Genomic DNA, 23,084 nt, shown 5'->3' with positions numbered 1-23,084 from the left:
GCTGTCGGAAGTGAATCTGACAGCCTCATGTAAATTTAATAAATAAACAAAACAGGTATGCGACGAATTTTATTTTTAATAATTCTTATCGGAGGGATTTTGCATGGATGCAGAGCCTCTGGAGGATACACGATTAACGGTACGGTAGAGGGAATCGAGGTCGGGAAAGTGTTTATACTGAAACAAAAATTCACGAAAGAGAATTGGGATACTTTGGCGATAGGAACGGTAAAGGACGGAAAATTTGTGATAAAGGGAAAAGTACAAGAACCGACAGCCGGATACGTGGTTATGGAGGGAATGATGGGGGCTATCGTTTTTCTTGAAAATGATGCCAAGTATGATATTCATATGGCATCGAGAGAAGTGCCGGTTGTTACCGGGGGCGGACAAGAACAGAAAATATACCAAGGATACGTAGATATAAGTACCCGAATGACAGAAGAATATCATAAATTCTCTCCAGACATGATCAAAGCACTTCAAGAGAATAATGAAGAGAAAAAGCGTGAATTTGAAGAGAGAATGGGCAAGATGCGGGATGCGTTTGAAAAAGAACAGGTCGCTTATTTGAAACAGCATGGTAATTCTTTTTTCGCGTTGTTCAAATTGGCGACGAGAGCCTTGGGGATGGATGTTGCGAGCGTAAAGAAAGATTTTGATTTATGTAGCGAGGAATTGAAAAAGACGGAACCGGGACAATATATCAGTTCACTATTACCACGTTTAGCCAAAATTGCTATAGGTGCGACTGCACCTGATTTTACGGCGAAGACGCCGGATGGGGATGACGTGTCACTATATGGGACAAAGGGAAAAGTGAAATTGTTGGATTTCTGGTCATCTAACTGTGGAAAATGTCGGGAAGAGATTCGAAAATTTATTCCGATTTATAACGAATACAAGTTGCAAGGATTTGAAATTCTGGCTCTTTCCCTTGATAAAGACAGGGAAGCATGGGTGAAAGCTATAAAGGAGGATGGAGCACCTTGGGTGCAGGTGTCTGATTTGAAAGGTTCGAAGTCCCCGTTGAACGAGATTTACGGGATTTGGACGTTGCCGTCGAATCTACTCTTGGACGAAAATAATAAAGTCCTTGCCCGAAATATTAGTAGTGAACAGTTGAAAGAAATGCTCCCTGAATATTTGAATTTGAAACAATAGAAATTATGAGAAAATTATTGGTAATGATAACATTTATCGGAATATGTTTTGTTGCGAAAGCTACAACGGATGGATATAAAATAACAGGTAAAGCTTCCGGGACGAAGAAAGCGACAGCTTATTTGATCACTTTTTCGAATTATGTTGCGGATACGATTGGTCGGGCAGAAGTTACGGATGGGGTTTTCGAGTTCAAGGGAAAGGTTCACGAGATTTTACCTGCCTTGTTGTTTTTATCCAATCAGTCAATGGGAGGTGTTCCCGTTTATTTGGAGAATGAAGATTATCAAATTGAGATCGATCCTGATTATATATATTTCAGTGCTATAAAAGGTGGTGGTGAAGCGCAAAGACTATCCAACGAGTATCGGGATATAGAGATAAAAGGTCGTGAACAAACAGAAAAATATCGGGATGAATTTGTATCATTGAAACCGGGAGATGCTCGTTTTCAGGAGTTGTCGTTAAAATTTGATTCTATAAACCAGAAAATAAGATCAGACCGGGAAACTTTTATGAAAAAGCACGCGGATAGTTATCTGGCACTTGATTTCTTGGCAGCGGGAGCACAAAAAAAGGAGTTGGAAGAATTGAAAGATGAATACAGTAAATTCAGCCCGGAATTGCAAAAGAGTTTTGCCGGTAGAAATATATCCGATTGGATTGCCAAACAGGAAAAAGCGGGAATCGGGAAGAAAGCGCCGGATTTCACTGTATTTGACCCGAAGGGAGAGAAGTTTAATTTTTATTCGGTAAAAGCTAAAGTCAAATTGATTGACTTCTGGGCATCATGGTGTAGTCCTTGTCGGGCTATGGTTCCGGAGTTAAAGGAAATTTACAAGGAGTTTCATGATAAAGGATTAGAGATAGTGAGTATATCTATGGATAAAAAGAGAGATTATTGGCTGAAAGCCCTTGAAGAAGAAGCCATGCCATGGGTACATGGATGTGATTTTAAAGGTAATGAAACGATGGATATTCCTCTCATGAAAGCCTATGCTTTTTGGGGTGTTCCTTACATGGTATTGGTGGACGAACATAATCGAATTATTTCGCGTGCCAGCGGTGCAAATCAACTACCGGAAATAAGGAGCGCTCTTTTGGATATTTTGGGTAAATGATACTTTTGCCATTTTCAATTTGCAATTATTTTGATAATAAGAATAATCGTAGTATTTTTTTATAAAACGGCTGTAATAGCCTTTTTTGAGTGTTTTGAAAGCGGTTGGTTGCGTTTATCAGTGCACACATTTTATTCCATAGACATACACCTCGCCAACTGCTTTCTTTCTTTTCCTTGAAAATGTAGTTCATATCCATGTAATTCTCGTGGGAGTATTCGTGTCGGTTGTATCTAGTATCGCGTGGTAATCCTTGATTTACGCTTTTTCTCCGGTTGATTTCCCCGGAATGTGGTGGGGTATGTACAAATAAATGATTTTATTCTGTATTTTTGTTTCAAAATAGGATCGGGATGGAATATTGTCTTAATACACGATTGAACGGGAATGTCGCTATGACTTCCAATTTTCACGAGAATGAATCTTTAAAGCGAAACAAGAGCCTGTACAAGTTGATATGGGTGCAGAAAGGGTCGTTGGTGATAGAAATAGATCATGTTGCGGTGCGAATCGACGAGAATGAACTCATATCGCTGACGCCTTTGCATCATATCGAGGTGAAGGAGGTGGACGGGGAATACTTGAGTTTACTCTTTAACAGCAATTTTTATTGCATATTCGGGCATGATAGTGAAGTGTCGTGTAACGGGTTCTTGTTTAACGGTTCTTCCAATGTCTTGAAATTGAAGTTGACACCGAAGCAAGTTATCATGCTGAAGGATATTTCGGGTATATTCATGAATGAATGTGGCGTGCAGGATGACTTACAGGAGGAGATGTTACGGATTATATTGAAACGTTTCATTATCACTTGTACGCGTATCGCCAGAGAGAAGTTTTTCGTGGATCGGAAAAAGGAAAAGAGATTCGATATCGTGCGACAGTATTACGTGTTGGTGGATAAACACTTTAAAGAGAAAAAGCAAGTACAGGATTATGCCGATATGCTGTGCCGAACCCCGAAGACATTGTCCAATTTGTTTTCGGAATACGGGTTCCCGCCTCCTTTGCGGGTAATCCATGAACGTGTGGAGGCGGAGGCAAAACGGCTATTGCTCTACACGAGTAAAAGCGCGAAAGAGATCGGTAATATTCTGGGATTTGAAGATTTGGCTGCTTTCAGTCGCTTTTTCAAGAAAATGACTCAAGAAAGCATATCCGAGTACCGGAAAAGGAAAAAACAGGAATAATCGCCAACTAATACGGAAAAATCGCCATTTTTTGAAAGGGAAAAACGAACGAATTTTGTGTCATACGTATAACCCTTAAATTTAGATTAAAATGATGGCGAAATTATCTTCTTTGTTTGTTACGTTTTCGCGTGTTGCTGCTTCAAGTCAGAAATTAGGTATTAACCTGATACGGGTAGCTATTCTTGTGATTTTCATGTGGATTGGCGGACTGAAATTCTGGAATTATGAGGCGGAGGGAATAGTGCCTTTCGTGGCTAATAGTCCTTTTATGAGTTTCTTTTACACGAAGAGCACCCCGGAATATAAAGATTATAAGTTGAAAGAGGGAGAGTACAACGAGGTAAAACATCAATGGCACGTGGCAAACAACACGTACGGTTTTTCTCGCGGGTTGGGAATTTTGATTATGGCTATCGGCATCTTGACCTTCTTGGGTATTTTCTCTTCCAAGATTGGTTTGATAGGTGCCGTGCTGGCTATTATCATGACGTTAGGTACTCTCTCGTTTCTCGTGACTACTCCCGAAGTATGGGTTCCCGATTTGGGAAGCGGTGAACACGGTTTCCCGTTGTTGACGGGGGCGGGACGACTGGTTATAAAAGATACGGCTATTTTGGCGGGAGCGCTTGTCGTGCTCTCTGATAGCGCGAAAAGAGTTTTGAATCAATTAAAATAGAAGGTTATGAAAGAATTTGATGCGATTATTATCGGCTTCGGCAAAGGCGGAAAGACGCTTGCCGCTGATCTGGCAAAACGAGGATGGACTGTTGCCATGATCGAACGTTCGGATAAAATGTATGGAGGTACATGTATCAATATCGGATGCATTCCCACGAAGGCATTAGTATATCAAGCGAAATTCGCTACCCGGTTAAAGGACTCGTCTTTCGAGGAAAAAGCAGAATTTTATCGACAAGCAATCGCGATAAAGGAAGATGTTACCGGTACTCTTAGAAATAAAAATTTCCATAACTTGGCGGATGATCCGAATATCACCGTGTATACCGGAACGGGATCATTTGTATCACCCGAGGTTGTTGCCGTGCAGATGAAAAATGAAAGAATGGAATTGAAATCAAAGCATATATTTATCAATACCGGGGCGGAAACAGTTATTCCGGCGATAGAAGGAATCGAGAACAACCCGTTCGTGTATACCAGTACCTCGATAATGGAAGTTACCGGGCTCCCCCGCGAGTTGGTTATCGTCGGTGGCGGGTACGTCGGGTTGGAATTTGCATCGATCTACGCGTCCTTCGGTTCACGGGTAACTGTGCTGGAAGGCTTTCCCGAACTTATACCTCGTGAAGACAGGGATATCGCGGAAGAAGTGAAAAAAGCCTTGGAGAAGAAAGGGATTGTATTCCGCGTGGGTGCGAAGGTGCAGTCTATCGTGAACACGGGGAATAAAGCATCGGTTAAATTCATGGATACGCGAGCGAATGTGGCGTTTAGTCTGGAGGCTGATGCGGTATTATTGGCCACGGGGCGCAGACCTTACACGACAGGGCTTAATTTAGAGGCAGCCGGGGTAAAGATTGATGATCGGGGCGCTATTATTGTAGATGAACATTTACGGACTACACAACCTGCTATCCGTGCCATTGGTGACGTGAAAGGCGGATTACAATTCACGTACATATCATTGGATGACTATCGAATTATCCGAGAGGATCTATTCGGTAACAAGGAGCGTGACCAAAATGACCGTTTGCCAGTGAGCTATTCCGTGTTCATTGATCCGCCCTTGGCTCGTATCGGGATAAATGAAGACGATGCCCGTAAACAAAACCTTGACATTATCATTAAGAAATTACCCGTGGCAGCTATCCCGAGAGTGAAAATATTAGGAGAAACCAACGGTTTATTCAAAGTCATTATTGACAAGAAAACCAATAAAATTCTTGGGTGTACTTTATTCGGTCCGGAAGCAAGCGAAGTGATTAATCTGGTCGCTTTGGCGATGAAAGCGGATTTGGATTACACGTTTTTGCGGGATTTCATTTACACTCACCCCAGTATGAGCGAGTCGATGAATCAGTTACTTTCGTGAAAAGGCATAAAAAAACTTCGGAATTAATTTCCGAAGTTTTTTTGCGGTCTGGACGGGACTCGAACCCGCGACCCCATGCGTGACAGGCATGTATTCTAACCAGCTGAACTACCAGACCTAATTTTGAATGCGTGAAAACAACCTCTGTTATTTTCTTTTGCGGTTGCAAATATAATGCATGTTTTTGATTCTGCAATGGTGAGTAGAAAAAAAATGAAGATCGTGTGACTCGTGAAGTTTTCAGGATTCGTGTGGGAATATCATGTGTTATTATATGATTAATAAGTTGTTGGATTGTTTATTTTTGTTTTTGGCTTTAGGAGGTAAAGGGCATGAATATGTTAAAATATACTTTAACACAATTTTTATTTGTGTTTTGTGTAACGTTTTTACAGGAGTTACCGTATTTTGAGGTATGATAAACAAGCTATATATTAGCAAATAATCGACAAAATTATAAATAATGTAGAGAGTATGAAAAAGACATTTTTTATGCTGCTGGTAGTGGTTTTGCCTTTAATCGCTTCAGCACAACAAGTGAAAGAGACTGTTATAGTAGAAGAAGAAGCCGGTTCATGGCGAGGATTCGTTACTAATCGCTTCTGGGATAATTGGTTTATTTCGGCAGGTGCCGGGGGACAGGTTTACTTTGGGGAACGTGATCACCATAGCCGTTTTGGAAGACGTATCACTCCGGCGTTTAATATAGCCGTGGGGAAATGGTTCATGCCAACTTTCGGTGTGAGATTGCAAGCCGGGGGATTTACTTTAAAGGGATTAACGGATGATCCCAATAATATTTATGCCAAAGGTGCGCCGGATAATCGCGGGTTGTACAAACAGGAATGGGATCAATTTAACATACATGTTGACGGTATGGTGAATTTAGCCAACTGGATAGGCGGTTATCGTACGGATCGTTTTTATGAAACTGTATTTTTGGCCGGTTTTGGTATGGCGCACGCTTACACGGGAGGCGGTAGTACCAAATTTATGTTCGTGAGTGGCATTAATAATAAATTCCGTATTTCGGATGCTTTCGATTTTAACTTGGATATCAACGGGCATCTGGTGCCGCAGGAGTTTGATGGTCAGGTGGATAATCATCGGGCTGAGGGATTCGTGAGTGTGACCGTCGGGTTTACTTATAAATTCAAGGATCGTTTCTTCAGAAAAGAAAGAAAGGAAATCGTTAACACGGGTGTTTCTCCCGCGATGTTGACTGCGGCTGAATCTCGTTTGGCTGATGCTATCAGTAGAATAGGACAATTGGAGGATGAATTGGCACAAGCTCGCCGGAAAGAACAGACCCCCGTGGTAAAACAAGAGGTGGAAGCCCCCGCTTTGTATGTATTCTTTGCTATCAATAAAGCAAATATCGACAAACGTCAAATGGAGAATTTGAAATCTTACGCCGAGATCATCAAGAAATCTCCGGACAAGAAATACAAAGTATTTGGTTACGCGGATAAAGCCACGGGTTCGGCTGCATTCAATCAGGCATTGAGTGAAAAACGGGCTCGTAACGTTGCCGATATTCTCGTCAAGAAATTTGGAGTGAATGCAAACCAACTTCAGGTTGTCGGCAAAGGCGGAGTCAGCGATTTCTCGGACAAAGCAATGAACCGAGTTGTAATAGTGGATTAGTAGGGTATCGGGTAAAAACGGGCAAAAATATCGGGGTGTCTTGACATCCCGATATTTTTTTACCTGTTTTTTAACTTTCCGCTTTCGGCTTTTAATTGTATCTTTGCAACTTGAATAATTAAATAACTGAGAAATGATAACAAAAAATAAGCATGTGACCGTGAGCTATGAGTTGAGAACGGCAGCGGATGCAGAACCAATCGAGATCGCGGATGCAAGTACTCCGTTGGAATTTATTTGCGGACAAGGACAGACTCTCGAATATTTCGAGATGAACCTGTTGAACTTGAATACCGGAAATTCTTTTGATTTCAAGATTCCGGCGGCTAACGGGTACGGGGAGGTAAACGAGGACATGATTGTAGAATTGCCTAAAGATATATTTGCCGAGGTAGAGGCTGACGAATTGCAACCCGGTAACACGTTACCGATGCAGGATAGTCTGGGACGTCACTTGAACGGTACGATTGCCGAGGTGGGCGATGATTTCGTGAAAATGGACTTCAACCACCCGATGGCAGGTAAAGATTTATATTTCAAGGGTAAAGTATTAGCGGTAAGAGATGCGACCGACGAGGAACTGGAAGCCTTGCATTCACACAAATGCGGCGGGTGTCACGGTTGTGGCTCTGACGACGGCGGATGCGGTTCAGGTTGCAGTGACGGTTGCTGCCACTGATACAATTGAAAATGGAAAATTGAAAATGGAAAATTAAGATTCACGTGATCTTGATTTTCCATTTTTTTTCATACATTTGATTCCCTTATTAACCCTTGGAGATTGTATTATTGACAGTGATTCGTTCATTTTCAATTTTCAATTTTCAATTTTCAATTGCATTCAATGAACACGATCGGGAAGTTATACACGCTGACATCATTCGGGGAATCGCACGGGGAGGCGATGGGAGGTATCGTTGACGGTTGTCCGGCAGGGTATATCCTGTCGCCGGAGGAAGTGCAGCGAGAACTGGACAGGCGCAGACCCGGACAATCGGATTTGACAACGGCACGGGCGGAGCAGGACCGTGTAGAGTTTCTCTCCGGCATATTCGAGGGCAAGAGCACGGGGATGCCGATAGGGTTTATCGTGCGCAATCAAGACCAAAGAAGCCGGGATTACGAGGCGCTGAAAGAGGTGTATCGCCCTTCTCACGCGGACTATACCGTGGAGGCAAAATACGGGATTCGGGATTACCGGGGAGGAGGACGTTCTTCTGCCCGTGAACACGTGGCTCGTGTCGTGGCTGGTGCCATAGCGAAACAGGTACTGCGGACTCGCGGTATTTCGATTCAGGCTTACACCTCTCGAATCGGTAGCGTGGAAGTGAATAAACCGTACACGGAATTGGAACTGAACCGGATAGACGAGAGCGTGGTACGTTGCCCCGACGAGCGGATTGCCCGGGAGATGGAAACTTTAATACGGGAAGTGAAGGCGGACGGGGATAGCGTCGGGGGCGTGGTGAGTTGCGTGATCCGGGGACTTCCGGCGGGAGTCGGTGAACCCGTGTTTGATCGTTTTCAAGCTCGTCTGGGGTATTACATGATGGGAATAAATGCCGCTAAAGGATTCGAGTACGGGGAAGGTTTTCATGCCGCCGCGATGCGGGGAAGCGAGCATAATGACGTGTTCGTGACCGAGAACGGGCAGATTAAACCGCTGACCAATCATGCCGGGGGAATATTAGGCGGTATCACCAGCGGGGCGGACGTCTATTTCCGGGTAGCTTTCAAACCGGTAGCGACAATCGGGAAGGAACAGCAAACCGTGAACCGTTCGGGCGAGGAAATCCGGTTTTCCGCTCACGGGCGGCATGATCCTTGCGTTGTGCCTCGTGCGGTTCCGGTGGTCGAATCCATGGCGGCTATGGTGGTGCTGGATATGTTGCTGGAGGCGGGGCGGTTTTAGTTAGTTTATAAGGTTCATAAAGTTTATAAAGTTCATAAGGTTTATAGACCCTGCGGGCGCTTGGTCTACGGCAGCAAAGCTGCCGATAAATATTGTCCGAAGGACACTCGTTACTTTATGAACTTTATAAACCTTATGAACCGTGGCAAAAGCATTTTGACACTTTTGCCACGTAATTTTTAGTCGTCCGTTTGTTTGATTTGGATATAATCTTTATTACTTTTGTAGAAATTAAATATCATTTGTTATGGCAAGTATAAGAAGATTGAAGAAAGATGTTGATTACTTGACTTTCGCGGTAATCGCTGATTGTATGAACTACAATTCTACCACGGAGAAGAATGACCCTGAGGTTGTCAATATCGTGAAGGACATGGTTGAATATAGAAATGAAGTGAGAAGCAAGATTTCCGGTCGTAAGTCTTTTAACGACAAGAAAGAAGCGAAAGCATACTATAAAGGGATTTCTATCGATTTGTTGAAAACGATAGATGGCGAATTTACTCGTTTGAGCGAGCTTATCAAGAAGAATGCTTAACTAATCGGGAAGACCTTATAGACTTTAAGGACTGAAAAGAGGCTTTTAAACGGCCTCTTTTTTTAAATGATGCAGGACGAGATTATTTTACCGGGAATAGCGAAAGTGAAAGTGAGGCGGGGTATGAATATCCGTTTCCTCTCGGTGCGTATGGCACCGGGCAGAGGCGTGTGGGTGAATGTTCCTTACGGGGTGAGTGGGCGGAAAGTGGAAGAATTTGTCTTTTCGCAACAGGAATGGATCAAGACCAATCTCGCGAAGATCAAAACTTACGAGAAAGACACGGGGGTGGGACTGGGAATGGATTCCGAGGTGAAGACTAAATTCCACGTTTTGAAGGTACTCGCTTGTGACGAGCCGCATCCCCGCTATAAGATAGAAGGCACGGAAATTCGGTTGTATATTCCCCGCGATACCGATTACGCGAAAATAGCCCCTTACGTGGAGAGTTTCCTCGTGGAGGTATACCGTATGGAAAGCAAACGATATTTGCCGGGCAGGGTGAAGGAATTGGCGGAGCGCTTCGGTTTCCGGTACAGGGATTTATCTTTCCGGAACAATATATCGAACTGGGGAAGCTGTTCCGCCGAGGATAACATCAGTCTGAACGTGAAACTCATGAAGTTACCCGACGAGATTATCGATTATGTCATCCTGCACGAGCTTTGCCACACGGTGGAGAAGAATCATTCCGCCGACTTTTGGGCGTTAATGAAGAAAGTTTGTCCCGATTGCATGAAACTTCGCGGGCGGTTGAGGGAGTATAATACACGGGTATAAATGAATTTGATTATGGAAGAAAAATATTGTTATCAATATCCTCGTCCGGCGGTGACCACCGATTGCGTTATTTTCGGTTTTGACGGGCAAAAGTTGCAGGTGTTGCTTATCGAACGGGGAGGCGAACCGTTCAAGGGAAGGTGGGCTTTCCCGGGAGGCTTCCTGAACATGGACGAAACGGTTGAAGAGTGTGCTGCCCGCGAACTGGAAGAGGAGACCGGGATGAAAGATGTTTTCGCGGAACAGTTCCATGCTTTTTCGGCGGTAGACAGGGATCCCCGGGGAAGAACGATCACGGTCGCTTTTTACGCTTTGGTGGATCCCCGCGGTATGAAAGTTTCGGGACAGGATGACGCGGCGGATGCCCGCTGGTATGATATCCTCGAGATGCCTTCTTTGGCTTTTGATCACGAGGATATGTTCCGGAAAGCGCTGCAACAATTGAAAGTGAAAGTTTATTTGCAATTAAGTGGTTTTGAACAACCGGACAAGCGTTTCGCCGCGTTCGATTTGAAACGGGTACAAACGTTGATTCCTGATAAAATATAATCCTATGGAGAGATTGAAAATTATAGAAGCGGATATTACCGTGTTAGACACGGACGCTATCGTGAACGCTGCCAATTCTTCGTTGTTAGGCGGTGGAGGTGTCGATGGAGCCATTCATCGGGCGGCGGGAAAAGAGTTGCTGGCTGAATGCCGGACTTTAGGCGGGTGCAAGACCGGGGAGGCGAAAATCACGAAAGGCTATAACTTGAAAGCCCGACACGTGATTCATACCGTGGGACCGGTTTATTCGGACGGGCAACACGGGGAACCGCAACTTCTGGCTGCTTGTTATCGCAACAGTCTTGAGTTGGCGGCGAAGAACGGGTTGAAAACGATAGCATTCCCCTTGATTAGCACGGGTGTTTACGGTTACCCGATGGAGGATGCCGCCCGGATAGCACTTCGGGAAATAATGACTTTCCTGATAGCACATCCCGATTTTGAACAGGTCGTCGTGGCTTGTTACAATCATCGGGCACGTGAAATCGTGGAAAGCGCAAAAATGAACATGCAAATTTAAAATCTTACAATAACATATTGGATATTATGCAAGAACTTGTAAAAGAGATACGTGACGTGTTGGCGGAGGTGAAATATCCCGGAACGTCGAAAAGTATCGTGGCACTGGATATGGTGCAGAATATTAAGGTAGAAGACGGGCAAGTGAGCTTCCGTCTGGTATTCCAGAAAGCGAACGACCCGTTCGTGGGTGCGGTAAGCAAGAAATGCGAGGCTTTGCTGAAGGAAAAATTGAATTACACGGGGGTACGGGTTGAAACGGTTTTCGTGCATGACTTGGAGAAACCTTTAGCGTTGGAAAAAGTGAAACATATCTTGGCCGTTTCTTCCGGCAAAGGGGGAGTCGGTAAATCTACCGTCGCTTCCAATCTGGCGGTTGCTCTGGCTAAATTGGGTTATAAAGTGGGACTAGTGGACGCGGATATCTTCGGTCCTTCCATCCCGAAGATGTTCGATTGTGAAGATGCCAGTCCTTATATGGTTGAAGTCGGCGGGAAAGAGTTGATTGATCCCGTGGTTAAATACGGGGTGAAATTACTTTCTATCGGTTTCTTCGTTGACCCTAATTCCGCTACCGTGTGGAGAGGTCCGATGGCTTCCAATGCCTTGAAACAGATGGTTGAGGGTGGTTTCTGGGATGAATTGGACTTCATGTTGATAGACCTTCCCCCGGGAACGAGCGATATTCACTTGACGCTGGTACAGACGGTAGCCTTGAGCGGGGCGATCGTGGTGAGTACCCCGCAGCAAGTGGCACTGGCGGATGCCGTAAAAGGTATTAATATGTTCGAATCCCCCGGGATACAAGTTCCCGTGTTGGGAGTGGTTGAAAATATGTCGTGGTTTACTCCTGCCGAATTGCCGGATAATAAATACTATATTTTCGGTAAAGAGGGCGCGAAGAAACTGGCTGACGAGAAAGGATTGCGTCTGTTGGGACAAATTCCTATCGTGCAGAGTATCATGGAAGGGGGAGAGGCAGGTACACCCGTCGCCTTGGACGAGAACACGGTTACCGGCGAGGCATTCCGGGATTTAGCCCGCAATGTCGTGGCGGCGGTAGAGGAAACCGGGGAAACCGCTCACCGGGTTAGAGTAACTAAAGGATAAAGAATAAGAGGAGTAAGGTTTATAAAGTCCCGATACCTGTATTCAGGATGTTTGGTAACTTTATAAACCTTATAAACTTTATGAACTTTATAAACTATTTCATTCATGGTAATTAGAAGTGCTGCCGGAAAACCTTTGTTTGGAGATGTTATACAGCGTAAGCGTTATTTTTATGCTATGTTGATGATATTGCTGATGATCGGTGTGGCAGAATGGTTGGGAGAGAAGGAAATTATATTTCCGGAAATGGCGGCACTGACAATCGGTATGTGGATCGTGGATAAGCGGGTATGGCAGGTGCGTCGTTTGCTTGTTGTCGTGTTAATGACGCTTGGTGCCGCGGCCGGAGTTTGTATCGTGCGTTATTCGCCGTTGCCGTTGATCGGAAACCTTGCTTTAGCGTTTTCTTGCGCGGCAATCGGGTTGACTTTGACCCGTTCCACGCTTGTCCCTTTGGTGTCTGCCTGTATGTTGCCCGTGTTGTTGGGAACGGAGAGTTGGGTGTATCCATTGGCGGTACTCGTGATGTCTTTGATCGTGATTTGCGGGCAATGGTGGATGGAAAGAAAAGAATTGAGGACAATGGTAGAGTTTGTTCCCGCGGAGAGGGGGCGGGGGGAGCGGTTGCAACGTTGGTCGCTTTTGCTTGTCAACATGCTCGCCGTTGCTTGGTTAGCGATTTACACGACGAATCTTTACTTTATTCTTCCACCGTTGATTGTTACCTACGTGGAATTTGCCAATTCTAAAGCGGGGTTTCGCGACAGACCGGTGCAAGTGTTATTAGTTCTGTTTGTGGCGGCAATACTCGGCGTGACATTCCAGTTTATCGGGCATTATTATTTCGGTATCCCGGAATTTATAGTTGCTTTTATGATATTTGTTTGCCTGTTCACGCTTTTCGAGTTCCTTGGAAAGTTCTTTGCTCCCGCCGGAGCGGTGGCTCTGATTCCGATGATTATTCCCCGGGAGGGGCTGTTGTGGTTGCCTTTGCAGGTACTTGTAGGGGCTGCAATGTTTATCGGGTTGGCGATGATATGTTTCCAAAGATGTCTGGCTTGGCCTAGGGCACAGTTGATAGTCTGTCTGATTCCCCCGTTTATTCGGGATCTTCGGAAAAGAATATGATGATTTTATAGGTTTTATGGACTTTTGTACCGGAGAGTTTCATTGCAAACACGGGTGATATCTTTGTTTTCCCGTGCAAATTTTTAAGATGCAAAACTTTTTTTTGAAACACAACAAAGAGAAATTTCACGCTCGATTCCTAAATAGTTTCTGTTAAAATAAGCTATATGATATAAATTATATATTATTCATATTTATAGTTTCTTTATAGTATCTCCTATTCAACTCCCATTCAACTCCTATTCATCTCCTATTACAATTATAAAAATATAGTATTTTATTAGGAATTGAATAAAATTTGTTATATATTTGTTACCTGTTATTTTAAACTAGGATAATAGTATAATTGCCGTGTATCGCAGGAATACTTGAGGTGTACGGCAGCATGTTTAACGAAATAAAAGAAAGAATGGCGATATTGGACGGCTCTATTTTAGATGGTGCTTTAGGTAAACTTGATGGTTACGTGATTTACAAGGTCGGGAAGAAAACGCACGCGCGCAAGGCACCCAAGACCATAGCGAATCCCCGGACAGAGGGGCAGACAGCGCAACGCTCCAAGTTACCGGGAGCGCAGACGATGCACCGGGCGACGAGGGGAAGCGTGCTGGAACGGGTGTACACGATCGTGGCACGGGAAGAGGAACGGCGTTCGGGCTACCATTGGTTCCTACACGCGAACATGAAAGTGTTCGGGGTGAATGATTACGTCGATTACCCCCGTCTGGTTCTGGCGGACGGTAGTTTACAATTGCCGTTCGGGATGCGAATGGTGAAAGGGGATGCGGGGAAGGTGGAGATGGAGTGGCTGGATAATACCTCGACTGTCACGGCACAATCGACAGACCGGTTGATGGTGGCAGCTATTTTTGACAACGAGCCGTATCAACCCGTGGTGTTGGAGAACGTGACGGGATGTCGCGCTGACGGGCGGGGTGTCGCGAGTATCCCGGGAGGGGAATGGAACGAGGTTCACCTGTACTGTTTCTTCGGGGCGGCTGACGGACGGCGTTATTCCTCGTGCATGTATTTCTCTGTTTGTAAATCTTAAATCATCACGGTTATGGCTACATTCAATCCTACTATATTTCAAGATATCTCGGGTTCCGTGGGGAACGTGACGACGTACAAGTTGGGCGACAAGCACGTGGCGCGGGCAAAGGCGTTCGAGGTGAAGGATGCGAAGACGCCGGCGCAGTTGAAACAGCGTACTCGGGTGAGCGTGATCACGAAACTGCGGCGTAGTTTTAACGCTGCTTTGGAGACAGGGTATTGTTCTTCCTCGAAGAAGGTTTGCCTGAATTGTTTCATGAAGGATAATGTCGGGAAAGTCAAGGTGGACGATGATATGAACGTGACCTTGGATTGGTTATCGCTTTCCCTGTCGGGTGGAGAACTCGACATTCCCCGGGTCGGGGCAGAAATAGAAGCGAACGAACGGCAAGTGCTGTTCCGGTGGGAACGGCAACCGTTGATGCCTCGTGCCGCGAAAGACGATCGTTTGTTCGGCGTGGTGTACGAGCGGGTGTTGCAACGAAGTCGGCTCGTGGAGTTGGGAACGAGGGGAGAGAGTGGCGAATTGGCATGGATGCTGCCCGAGGAGTGGGACGCAGGGCAACTGGTCGTTTACGGGTTTGCCGCCAGCGCCAACGGGCGAAAGGCATCGGGGACGCTGGGAATATTGGGGTAATATATAAATAAGGCTTTATCAGTTGAATTTCAGTGATAAAGCCTTATTTTATGCTTAAAAATACTATCTTTAGGTGTGCTCTGTGGGATAGATATAATTTACTTTTGGGCGATCTCGTTATTATTTAATTTTTACCCATTTGACGGCGTCGGCTACTATTAATTGATCATGTTTTATTACTCCTCCATAGCTCTTCTCCTCGATAGAGACTCCCCGATCGTCCAGTACGACACGGGATTCCCCTGCCGGAAGGGTGAAGTTGCCGAGGGATACCCAAACGGGATCACCTTTTTCGATTTCAAGAACGACTTCCTCTTTTTTCTCTGGCGTGTAGACCGTATAATAATTTTTCATTCCCGGATAATTATTGTCTCTGAACTGAGGTCGATAGATAAATATTTCGTATTTACCTGCTTCCGGGAGGTTTGCCACCCATTCTGCCTTGAACTTTCCCGTGCCGGCTTTTTTTGTAAAAGCGCTACGGACACTTTCTCCGTAATATATTGGAAGCAAACTAGGAAGTCCCCATGTATTCGTTTTGTTGTTGGTGTGCATGACCATATATTCTCCCTTTTCTTCTTTTTGGAACAAATCAGTCAATCGCAAGCGATTGTTTGCGGAATCAATCAAGCGGAAGTTTTCGTCTTCGTTATCAACAATAATCTCTCCTGGGGGATAGAATTGCTCTCTCTCGAGCAAGGTGACCCCTTCTTTGGGTATCTTGCCCGATAATTGAGATGCTTCTTCTTGGTGAAGTCGAATTGTTTTTGGTAAATTGCCTGAGAAGTTAGTGTTCAATTCGATGCTGCCTTTCGCATCTTCATGGACGATGATGCGTTTACATTCCCCGGGTTTAATCTGGTAGCTTCTCCAGTTTTTTATTATATCGTTTTCAAATCCATCTACATCATGTTTAATGATTACTGAAATAATACCGTCCGTTTCGCTGAAATTACCCACCTTGAAGTCCAGAATGTGTGTTTCTTCTGTTGTTTTATGAGTCAGGTCTTTTATTGCCAACGAGGGGATCTTGTGACTCGTGTACCATTCATCCATGTAAGCCTGGATGTTCTGCCCGAAACGTTGTTCGAAATCATTAATAAATGAATCGAAATCAATTTCCCGGAAATGGGCATGTGTGTTAAATTCCGCTATAAACCGGTTCAGGGAATCCCAGGTGGTGATCGTCGTGAGGTGTGCCAGCAAGTGGGATACTTTTAGGTGAATGGCAATACTTTGTTCCAAACTATATTCTTCCATGATGCTTTCTTGCAATCCTTTTTCCACAATACGAGCGAGTGACTTCGGATTTACAGAAAGTCCCGACGATTTTAACGGTTTTAGCATTTGGTTGTATATTAAGTCCATTCCCAAGTACCTGTCGGACGTTACGCTGCGGGTGTGCCCCGAGAAGACACGGGCAATATTCATATTGCTTAAATGCCAAGGAATGCCCTGTGTCAACAGGTATTCATGCACATTTCTGTTTTGGGAAATACCTAAGGGAAGATTACTAGGGTTATTATCAGAGATTGTGGCAAGCCGTTCCTCGAAAAAGACGATCTCCGGTTGTGCGTTATCACTAGATATGCTTCCTTGCAAAAAGGACGGAGGGGTTTCAATTAGTTTGAAATGCTTGAAAGGATAAGGATTGAGTTGGCGCTCCTCGATTCGATGTTTACATTTTTCGGATACTTCCTTTAGTTTTTTCGGTTGTTTCAAGGCTTTCCATTCATCGAGAGCTTTCATGTAGAAGTCATTCTCCGGGTAAGTGTATAATTCAACTGTGACGGAATCAATGGTGATCACTCTCCTTTGGTAGTTTCCCAAGCAGAGGCTTAGCCCGGTGAGGTTTTGTACGTTATGGAACGTGACACTTTTTCCCTCTCTCGCGGGGGCGCCTTGGGACAAAACGGTTTGTTCTCCCGGGTTCTCTACACGAAGCGTGTAGCTGGTGAAATTGACCTCTTTGGATGCCTGTAATGCTATCGGGGCAACCGCCATCGGGTACCACATCACCTCCGGAATAAGCAAGGTGAAGTCACCCGAGAGGAAAGCGTAGCGTTTCCCGTAATTTTCGGTGTACGAGGTGAAAGTTACGGGGGCAAAGTAATCCTCGTCGGGGATGTTTACCTGGTAAATATCCTCGTCGATGTTTCCCTCGTATTCTATTTCAAGTTCAATGTTTTCATTCGGGGAGAGGGGGCGTTGGATGACTATTACTTGGCAGTTCCTGTGAAAGGGAACGCTTTGTCCGCCGGATTCTATTTTGTTGATAGTGAGTCCCGGGTTTAAAAAGAGCGGAAATTGATTTATTTTTGTTTTTCGCTGGTTGGCGATTTTCATGTGGCTTGTCGCAGAGAATTTATTCCCGTTGGGGCGATACGTGATATCGTGGGTGAGTATGCGTGCCGTGGGGTACTCGTTGTATCTCTGGAAAGTTTCACGATATGCGATTCTGTTTTCCAAACGGGTCTGAAACTTTTCAACATAGAGGTATCCCATGCACAAGGAAAGCACTAGCAACAGGGAGGCGGGAATGATATAGTAAGGATTACGACCGGGTATGCCGGGGAGTCTTTTCGTGAGAGGTGCGGCAAAACAAAGAAAACTAATTCCCAACAGCAAGAATGTACTTCGCTGGAGCATGTAATCCTCTATATGCATGAACCCGGCTATCGTGGAAAAAGAGTCAGGCAGCCAATATCCTCGAAAATCCAGTATCCCGTGAAGAGGTGTTGTCAAGTAATTATACGAGAAATAAAGAAAACCGGTCAGGATAAGCCAACTGATCAAAGGGAGTTTGACCACCTTGTTTATAAGCAAGGACAGCCCGGTGATAAAAGCAAGCGAGGGTAGCACACGAGTGAGAAGATAAAAAAGATTTACCCAGAGATTAACGGGGGAGTCGGGCGTGAATATGTTGATAATGACGCAGGCGATCATAAAAATAACATCCACCGACAAAAACGGGATAAGAATACCCAGAAATCCCCCGAAGAAGGATTCGCCGTTGCCAATAGGTCGTACGGAAAGCACCTCTCGCGTTTCGGCTTTTTTCTGTTTTCTTTGGATATCACAGACAAGAAAAGTGACGATTAGTGATTGAAACAGGTTCAAAAAGTAAATCCCGCGCAAGGGAATGGATGACGCAAATGCAATATCCTTCCATTTAAAGGAAAAACTATCCCATGGAATCAAAACACTTATCGTGTATCCCAACACCCCAAGGATGAAAAGGTAAAATAACCAATTCCTTCTCACCAGCTTGCTCTCGTACGAGATTGCCGTTTTTAAAGCTGTTATTTCCATGATTATAAGATTTATTTTTAGTACGTAATAAATATTGAATAGAAATAGTGTTGTGCAATAGAGAGCATTTTTTATATAGAAAAACACACCCGAAAATCGTGTTAAGGATTATTCGGGTGGTTGTATTTTATAACAATTAGTGTTCTCTAACTGTTATGGGATCACAAGCTTCTGATACTGGACCGCGTCCTGCTGCATTTATTGCGTAAACACGAAATTGTACCTGCTTTCCTTCGGTCAAATTATCAACGGTATATTCAAGTTCGATAATAGGGCGTAGGTTTATTAGAGTCCACCTTTCCTCCGATATATATTTTTTCTCGACAAAATATCCTATTATTGGTGCTCCTCCATCTCTGAGGGGTGCACTGTATTTTATTTTACAGTTGTCTTTATGCATCTCTATAACAAGGGGTATTCCTGGAGGATCAGGAGGGGAAATAGATACTTTTGCACTAGTAAATACAATCGCCATGATTATACCTAAACTGGCGAATAATAAAGTTTTTAACATGTTTCTTTTCATAGTCTTTTAAATTTAATGATTAATAATTAATAATAAAGTAATTATTTGTGTGTTTTTATTTTATGTAATTAAAACCTACCTCTAAAAGTTATAAAATCAGAAATACCTGAAGGGTTACTTATTCCGGCTGAATTGGATGCGCTAACACGAAATTGTGCATTCGTATTTTCTTTCATTTCTTTGAATTGATATTCGGTAGTTTTAGATATTCCCCTGAATTTCCACGACAAATTCCATTGGTTCCTGTATTCAATGTAATAATTTGCCACGGGGTTCCCGCCATCATTTTTGGGTGCCCGGTATTTAATTTGGCATCCCGTTTCCCATATATTAATAGCTAACGGAAATCCCGGTTTGTCGGGAACGGTAATTGCTGTACTTGCTCCTGCAAACGTTAGCGTTGTGATACCCAAACCTAAAAAAGCAAATAACAACGATTTTAAAATATCTTTTTTCATAACTATTATTGATTGTAAGTTGCATAATTCGGATATATCATTTGCAAAATTAAGAATATAGTTTATATTTGCAAATAATTATCAATATTTTTTCAAAGAAAGCAACTATGAAAAAAGAAATTTTATTTTTATTGATTTTAGTTGGTGTTACTTTTGGGAGTTGTAATAATACTGCTAAGAAATTGACAATCTTCGATATGGATACAGATTTCCCTGTTACCGAGAAGTTGGAATTTAAGCTTTCTAATGAATTGGCAATAAGATCTTTTGATAGATATTCTATTGCTGAAAGTGGTATTTGTGTGATTGACGGTTCCGTGCTTTGGTATGTCGAGGACGGGAAGGATGATTGCGGTGCTTGCTATGATTTGAATACAGGGGAAAAGTTAGCCGTGATAGCACGGAAAGGAACTGCCGCAAATGAAATAAATGAATTGACAGGATTCAAGGTAACGGAAGATGCTGTTATGCTTTACGAGGGGCGAAACACGATAAAGACTTTTGCTAAAAAGGATATATTGGATGATATTCCCGTGGAGGAGAGAAAGGTGGTTGTAGCGACAGCCCCGGAAAACCTTTGGGTTTCCCGCATGGCGAAACTTCCCAACGGTTCTGTGCTTGCGACAATACGTCCGCCCTTTGAATTCGAGAAAGGAAAAGTGGATGAAATCAATAAAAAATCGGTTGCCATATTTGGTGATAATGGGGTAAAATCTTACGAAACAATCCTGTATGATAGTTTTGATGTCAAGAAAGCATCAGATACGCAAATCGATGCAGACGATTTGATAAAATGGACTTACGCTCAAGGTTTGATTGAAACTAAGGGTAATGATAAGGCTGTTTTCGCGGCGAGCGACCAATTTATATTGTATACCCTTGACCTTAACAACGGAGAGGTGGTAAACGAGAAGAGATATTCGTCTATCCGGCGTACCGAAGAGGAGATGTCGTTCGCCACTACAAATGATATGATTTTGAGCGTACAGGCGTTGCAGGCGAATGATAAATATATCGTGTGCAAGGTGGAGGGGTATTTAAGTAAAGAAGATAAAGAAATTGAATTACGAAAAGAGGCGATATTCGTGTTTGATTGGAATTTGAAGCCAGTCAAAAAGTTCGAGTTGCCGGACCCGGAGGAAAAAATGGGTTATTATATTATATCGAATGATGGTAGCTCGGTTTATTTTTGCGAGTATCACGAGGAAGGTGTCACGTTGTATAAGGCGGATTTGGGGATTTGAGCGGTGAGAGGTACAATCAGAAAAACAATCAGGGGTTGTCAAAAAAGTAATTGACAACCCCTGATTGTTTATTTAGAGGTTATTAGTGTCTTGCCCGTGCTTTGATGATTTCGAAGAAATCGGCTGCTTTCAGTGAAGCACCCCCGATTAATCCGCCGTCCACGTCAGGGTTGGAGAATATCGCATCGGCGTTTCCGGCGTTGCAGCTCCCCCCGTAAAGGATAGAGGTATCGTCGGCAACGGTTTGCCCGTATTTCTCGGCTACCACGGAACGGATGAAAGCGTGCATTTCTTGTGCTTGGTCGGGAGTGGCGGTTTTGCCGGTTCCGATAGCCCAAACAGGTTCATAAGCGATAATCACGTGAGCGAATTGCTCCGGGGTTAAGTTGAAAAGACCGTCAACGAGTTGTTGTTTTACCACTTCAAAATGTTTACCCGCTTCTCTCTCTTCCAGTACTTCACCCACGCAGAAGATGATTTCCAGTTTGCTGTCCAATGCTTGTGCTACTTTCTTCACGAGAACAGGGCTTGTTTCCCCGTAATAACTTCTTCTCTCGGAGTGTCCTAGAATCACGCATTTTGCCCCGGTGGAAGCAACCATTTCGGCTGATACTTCACCCGTGTAAGCCCCGGATTTTTCGGTTGCGCAATTTTGCGAGGAAACCATGATCGAGGGTTCCGTGATATTGTGAGCCACCTTTGCCAAATGGATGAAAGGGGTTCCAAGAACAACCAACACGCCTTCTGCACCTTCCTTGTATCTCACGTAGTCGTTCACTTCTCTTGCCAATTCGACACCTTCAGCGAAGGTTTTGTTCATTTTCCAGTTACCTGCTACAATCTTTTTTCTCATGTCTATAGATTTAAATCGTTGTGTTTTATTTAGTTTCTTCTTTTCTTTATACGGGGAAAAAGTAAATATGCTACAAAGAAAAGAAGGATAAAGGAGTAAACCAAATAATTCCGTTGCATTTCTTGTTGACTCTGCAAGCAATAGGCTGCCAAGTCCGTGTCTTTTAAATCTTTGATATCCGGGATATCTTTCCCCGCGCGTTTGTCCAGAATGGTTCCCTGACGTAAAATAATCACGCCGGGATTGGAACGGAGCATGGTTTTCAACTGTATCTCGTCTGCCGCGCAGAACTCGTACGGCACGTGATGGCGGGTTCGGTAGGCTTGGATATCCTTTCGCGAGGAAGAAGTTAAACCGTAGAACCTGTATCCTTTTTCCCGCGCCAGATTTGCCAATCGGTTCAAAGCGGGTTGTGCATCGGCGTCGCTTTTGTTGATATTATAGGCAACTGCAAGTATCGTGTAATTGTCATCTTCAAGTATTTCTTCCGTGATGTTGCCCAATTCCGGGTGTTCGATCACGAGATCGTGTATCGGGGTGATGTATCCTTTCTTTACCAAGCGTTCCGAACTACTCTCGTATTCCCAGTTCACGGTATCCTGCCAAGGGTAGTTCTCCTCGGTGAATGATTGTATTTCTCCGGTCTGCCTATTCTTGTATTTTAGAGTCACCTCGTACTGGTCGGGTTCGGCTCCCTCCGGTAGCCGCATACCCTCGGCAATATTTTTACCGATCGCGTAGGGGCGGAAGTCTATCACGGGTAAATGACGGTAACAATAGACGGACAGACACAACATTCCAGCTCCCGCGAGCACGAGCATCGAGAATTGCCCCAGCGGGGTAAGTTGGGGTTTGTACTTTTCGCGATAAACAAAGACCACGATGGCAAATAATAACAAGACGATATTCTTCCAGAACGTTTGCCAATTGGTCAGTACGAGGGCATCCCCGAAGCACCCGCAATCACTGACAGGATTCGTCAAGGCGAGCGCTAATGTCAACGGCGTGAAAAATGTCATGAATAGTAAAGCTCCCCAAGCGAGGCGGGATACCCACAGGTTGAACAGTAACGCTATCCCGATCAGGAATTCTGCCAACGAGAGGGCAAAGGAGAAAAATAGTGTCGTGGCATTCATCCAACTCATGCCGAACGCGTTGAAGTAGTCGGTGAATTTATAATCCGACCCTAGCGGATCTATCCCTTTCACGAAGCCGGAGTAGATAAATACGATACCGACGACGATCCTGCAAAGATTTTGAATGAATTTGCTTATCATGTTTACTTTT

22 protein-coding genes and 1 tRNA gene are annotated in these 23,084 nt (G+C 44.2%); 17 read left to right on the top strand and 6 right to left on the bottom strand.

Annotated features, from left to right (window positions below):
• The first annotated feature begins 57 nt into the window (after positions 1–57).
• The 5 genes from H8S64_RS08195 (at position 58) to H8S64_RS08175 (ending at position 5,531) form a co-directional block, all read left to right on the top strand.
• Complete coding sequence (locus H8S64_RS08195) at positions 58–1,164, top strand: TlpA disulfide reductase family protein (RefSeq protein ID WP_186975690.1); 1,107 nt, start codon at positions 58–60, stop codon at positions 1,162–1,164.
• A 5-nt stretch (positions 1,165–1,169) separates the two neighbouring features.
• Complete coding sequence (locus H8S64_RS08190) at positions 1,170–2,285, top strand: TlpA disulfide reductase family protein (protein ID WP_186975689.1); 1,116 nt, start codon at positions 1,170–1,172, stop codon at positions 2,283–2,285.
• Between the two features lie 353 nt (positions 2,286–2,638).
• Positions 2,639–3,475, top strand: a complete 837-nt coding sequence (locus H8S64_RS08185) for an AraC family transcriptional regulator (protein WP_186975688.1) — start codon at positions 2,639–2,641, stop codon at positions 3,473–3,475.
• Between the two features lie 91 nt (positions 3,476–3,566).
• Positions 3,567–4,154 carry a DUF417 family protein gene (locus H8S64_RS08180; protein WP_186975687.1) on the top strand — a complete coding sequence of 196 codons (588 nt, stop codon included), beginning with the start codon at positions 3,567–3,569 and terminating at the stop codon, positions 4,152–4,154.
• 6 nt (positions 4,155–4,160) lie between these two features.
• Positions 4,161–5,531: an FAD-dependent oxidoreductase gene (locus H8S64_RS08175; RefSeq protein WP_186975686.1), complete on the top strand. Its 1,371-nt coding sequence runs from the start codon at positions 4,161–4,163 to the stop codon at positions 5,529–5,531.
• Positions 5,532–5,575: 44 nt separating this feature from the next.
• On the opposite strand, the gene H8S64_RS08170 is transcribed toward H8S64_RS08175, so the two are convergent.
• Positions 5,576–5,649 (bottom strand) — tRNA-Asp (locus H8S64_RS08170).
• 356 nt (positions 5,650–6,005) lie between these two features.
• On the opposite strand from H8S64_RS08170, the gene H8S64_RS08165 reads away from it, so the two are divergent.
• From H8S64_RS08165 to H8S64_RS08115, 11 genes are all read left to right on the top strand, one after another.
• Complete coding sequence (locus H8S64_RS08165; protein WP_227214931.1) at positions 6,006–7,178, top strand: OmpA family protein; 1,173 nt, start codon at positions 6,006–6,008, stop codon at positions 7,176–7,178.
• Between the two features lie 133 nt (positions 7,179–7,311).
• Positions 7,312–7,857 (top strand): FKBP-type peptidyl-prolyl cis-trans isomerase, encoded by a 546-nt coding sequence (locus tag H8S64_RS08160; RefSeq protein ID WP_099292802.1) that lies wholly within the window; start codon positions 7,312–7,314, stop codon positions 7,855–7,857.
• 165 nt (positions 7,858–8,022) lie between these two features.
• The gene (gene aroC, locus H8S64_RS08155; RefSeq protein ID WP_099292800.1) at positions 8,023–9,090 is read left to right on the top strand and encodes a chorismate synthase; all 1,068 of its coding nucleotides are present in this window, start codon (positions 8,023–8,025) and stop codon (positions 9,088–9,090) included.
• Between the two features lie 247 nt (positions 9,091–9,337).
• Positions 9,338–9,628, top strand: a complete 291-nt coding sequence (locus tag H8S64_RS08150) for a hypothetical protein (RefSeq protein WP_099292798.1) — start codon at positions 9,338–9,340, stop codon at positions 9,626–9,628.
• A 66-nt stretch (positions 9,629–9,694) separates the two neighbouring features.
• Positions 9,695–10,408, top strand: coding sequence for a M48 family metallopeptidase (locus H8S64_RS08145; RefSeq protein ID WP_255469476.1), 714 nt, complete (start codon positions 9,695–9,697; stop codon positions 10,406–10,408).
• 12 nt (positions 10,409–10,420) lie between these two features.
• Entirely contained in the window at positions 10,421–10,957 is a 537-nt protein-coding gene (locus H8S64_RS08140; protein ID WP_186975685.1) for an NUDIX domain-containing protein, read from the top strand.
• 4 nt (positions 10,958–10,961) lie between these two features.
• Positions 10,962–11,477, top strand: a complete 516-nt coding sequence (locus H8S64_RS08135; RefSeq protein WP_099292794.1) for an O-acetyl-ADP-ribose deacetylase — start codon at positions 10,962–10,964, stop codon at positions 11,475–11,477.
• Between the two features lie 26 nt (positions 11,478–11,503).
• The gene (locus H8S64_RS08130; protein WP_099292792.1) at positions 11,504–12,586 is read left to right on the top strand and encodes an Mrp/NBP35 family ATP-binding protein; all 1,083 of its coding nucleotides are present in this window, start codon (positions 11,504–11,506) and stop codon (positions 12,584–12,586) included.
• A 105-nt stretch (positions 12,587–12,691) separates the two neighbouring features.
• Positions 12,692–13,714, top strand: a complete 1,023-nt coding sequence (locus H8S64_RS08125) for an HPP family protein (protein ID WP_186975684.1) — start codon at positions 12,692–12,694, stop codon at positions 13,712–13,714.
• A 409-nt stretch (positions 13,715–14,123) separates the two neighbouring features.
• The gene (locus tag H8S64_RS08120) at positions 14,124–14,765 is read left to right on the top strand and encodes a DUF6266 family protein (RefSeq protein WP_186975683.1); all 642 of its coding nucleotides are present in this window, start codon (positions 14,124–14,126) and stop codon (positions 14,763–14,765) included.
• Positions 14,766–14,777: 12 nt separating this feature from the next.
• Positions 14,778–15,404: a DUF6266 family protein gene (locus H8S64_RS08115; RefSeq protein ID WP_186975682.1), complete on the top strand. Its 627-nt coding sequence runs from the start codon at positions 14,778–14,780 to the stop codon at positions 15,402–15,404.
• Positions 15,405–15,524: 120 nt separating this feature from the next.
• Here the strand turns inward: H8S64_RS08115 and H8S64_RS08110 are convergent, their stop codons facing one another.
• The 3 genes from H8S64_RS08110 to H8S64_RS08100 form a co-directional block, all read right to left on the bottom strand.
• The gene (locus tag H8S64_RS08110; RefSeq protein ID WP_186975681.1) at positions 15,525–18,716 is read right to left on the bottom strand and encodes a golvesin C-terminal-like domain-containing protein; all 3,192 of its coding nucleotides are present in this window, start codon (positions 18,714–18,716) and stop codon (positions 15,525–15,527) included.
• A gap of 136 nt (positions 18,717–18,852) precedes the next feature.
• On the bottom strand, positions 18,853–19,242 hold the full coding sequence (locus tag H8S64_RS08105) for a fibronectin type III domain-containing protein (RefSeq protein WP_186975680.1): 390 nt from the start codon (positions 19,240–19,242) through the stop codon (positions 18,853–18,855).
• A gap of 68 nt (positions 19,243–19,310) precedes the next feature.
• Complete coding sequence (locus H8S64_RS08100; protein ID WP_186975679.1) at positions 19,311–19,700, bottom strand: fibronectin type III domain-containing protein; 390 nt, start codon at positions 19,698–19,700, stop codon at positions 19,311–19,313.
• A 107-nt stretch (positions 19,701–19,807) separates the two neighbouring features.
• On the opposite strand from H8S64_RS08100, the gene H8S64_RS08095 reads away from it, so the two are divergent.
• Complete coding sequence (locus tag H8S64_RS08095) at positions 19,808–20,944, top strand: hypothetical protein (protein WP_255469475.1); 1,137 nt, start codon at positions 19,808–19,810, stop codon at positions 20,942–20,944.
• Positions 20,945–21,026: 82 nt separating this feature from the next.
• Here H8S64_RS08095 and tpiA read toward each other — a convergent pair whose 3' ends face one another.
• Both tpiA and H8S64_RS08085 read right to left on the bottom strand, forming a co-directional pair.
• Entirely contained in the window at positions 21,027–21,797 is a 771-nt protein-coding gene (gene tpiA, locus H8S64_RS08090) for a triose-phosphate isomerase (RefSeq protein ID WP_186975678.1), read from the bottom strand.
• A 29-nt stretch (positions 21,798–21,826) separates the two neighbouring features.
• Positions 21,827–23,074 carry a BT_3928 family protein gene (locus tag H8S64_RS08085; protein ID WP_222621161.1) on the bottom strand — a complete coding sequence of 416 codons (1,248 nt, stop codon included), beginning with the start codon at positions 23,072–23,074 and terminating at the stop codon, positions 21,827–21,829.
• Positions 23,075–23,084: the final 10 nt, after the last annotated feature.

Origin of the sequence: Butyricimonas hominis, assembly GCF_014287455.1 — a bacterium.
Lineage (GTDB): Bacteria > Bacteroidota > Bacteroidia > Bacteroidales > Marinifilaceae > Butyricimonas > Butyricimonas muris.
The sequence above is the reverse complement of the archived record's forward strand: the minus strand, read 5'-3'. Positions and strand labels throughout refer to the sequence as shown.

Bases quoted from the DNA above. Each gene is read 5' to 3' on its own strand.
- H8S64_RS08195 (WP_186975690.1), top strand. From the start codon at position 58: ATGCGACGAATTTTATTTTTAATAATTCTTATCGGAGGGATTTTGCAT.
- H8S64_RS08190 (WP_186975689.1), top strand. From the start codon at position 1,170: ATGAGAAAATTATTGGTAATGATAACATTTATCGGAATATGTTTTGTT.
- H8S64_RS08185 (WP_186975688.1), top strand. From the start codon at position 2,639: ATGGAATATTGTCTTAATACACGATTGAACGGGAATGTCGCTATGACT.
- H8S64_RS08180 (WP_186975687.1), top strand. From the start codon at position 3,567: ATGATGGCGAAATTATCTTCTTTGTTTGTTACGTTTTCGCGTGTTGCT.
- H8S64_RS08175 (WP_186975686.1), top strand. From the start codon at position 4,161: ATGAAAGAATTTGATGCGATTATTATCGGCTTCGGCAAAGGCGGAAAG.
- H8S64_RS08165 (WP_227214931.1), top strand. From the start codon at position 6,006: ATGAAAAAGACATTTTTTATGCTGCTGGTAGTGGTTTTGCCTTTAATC.
- H8S64_RS08160 (WP_099292802.1), top strand. From the start codon at position 7,312: ATGATAACAAAAAATAAGCATGTGACCGTGAGCTATGAGTTGAGAACG.
- aroC (WP_099292800.1), top strand. From the start codon at position 8,023: ATGAACACGATCGGGAAGTTATACACGCTGACATCATTCGGGGAATCG.
- H8S64_RS08150 (WP_099292798.1), top strand. From the start codon at position 9,338: ATGGCAAGTATAAGAAGATTGAAGAAAGATGTTGATTACTTGACTTTC.
- H8S64_RS08145 (WP_255469476.1), top strand. From the start codon at position 9,695: ATGATGCAGGACGAGATTATTTTACCGGGAATAGCGAAAGTGAAAGTG.
- H8S64_RS08140 (WP_186975685.1), top strand. From the start codon at position 10,421: ATGGAAGAAAAATATTGTTATCAATATCCTCGTCCGGCGGTGACCACC.
- H8S64_RS08135 (WP_099292794.1), top strand. From the start codon at position 10,962: ATGGAGAGATTGAAAATTATAGAAGCGGATATTACCGTGTTAGACACG.
- H8S64_RS08130 (WP_099292792.1), top strand. From the start codon at position 11,504: ATGCAAGAACTTGTAAAAGAGATACGTGACGTGTTGGCGGAGGTGAAA.
- H8S64_RS08125 (WP_186975684.1), top strand. From the start codon at position 12,692: ATGGTAATTAGAAGTGCTGCCGGAAAACCTTTGTTTGGAGATGTTATA.
- H8S64_RS08120 (WP_186975683.1), top strand. From the start codon at position 14,124: ATGGCGATATTGGACGGCTCTATTTTAGATGGTGCTTTAGGTAAACTT.
- H8S64_RS08115 (WP_186975682.1), top strand. From the start codon at position 14,778: ATGGCTACATTCAATCCTACTATATTTCAAGATATCTCGGGTTCCGTG.
- H8S64_RS08110 (WP_186975681.1), bottom strand. From the start codon at position 18,716: ATGGAAATAACAGCTTTAAAAACGGCAATCTCGTACGAGAGCAAGCTG.
- H8S64_RS08105 (WP_186975680.1), bottom strand. From the start codon at position 19,242: ATGAAAAGAAACATGTTAAAAACTTTATTATTCGCCAGTTTAGGTATA.
- H8S64_RS08100 (WP_186975679.1), bottom strand. From the start codon at position 19,700: ATGAAAAAAGATATTTTAAAATCGTTGTTATTTGCTTTTTTAGGTTTG.
- H8S64_RS08095 (WP_255469475.1), top strand. From the start codon at position 19,808: ATGAAAAAAGAAATTTTATTTTTATTGATTTTAGTTGGTGTTACTTTT.
- tpiA (WP_186975678.1), bottom strand. From the start codon at position 21,797: ATGAGAAAAAAGATTGTAGCAGGTAACTGGAAAATGAACAAAACCTTC.
- H8S64_RS08085 (WP_222621161.1), bottom strand. From the start codon at position 23,074: ATGATAAGCAAATTCATTCAAAATCTTTGCAGGATCGTCGTCGGTATC.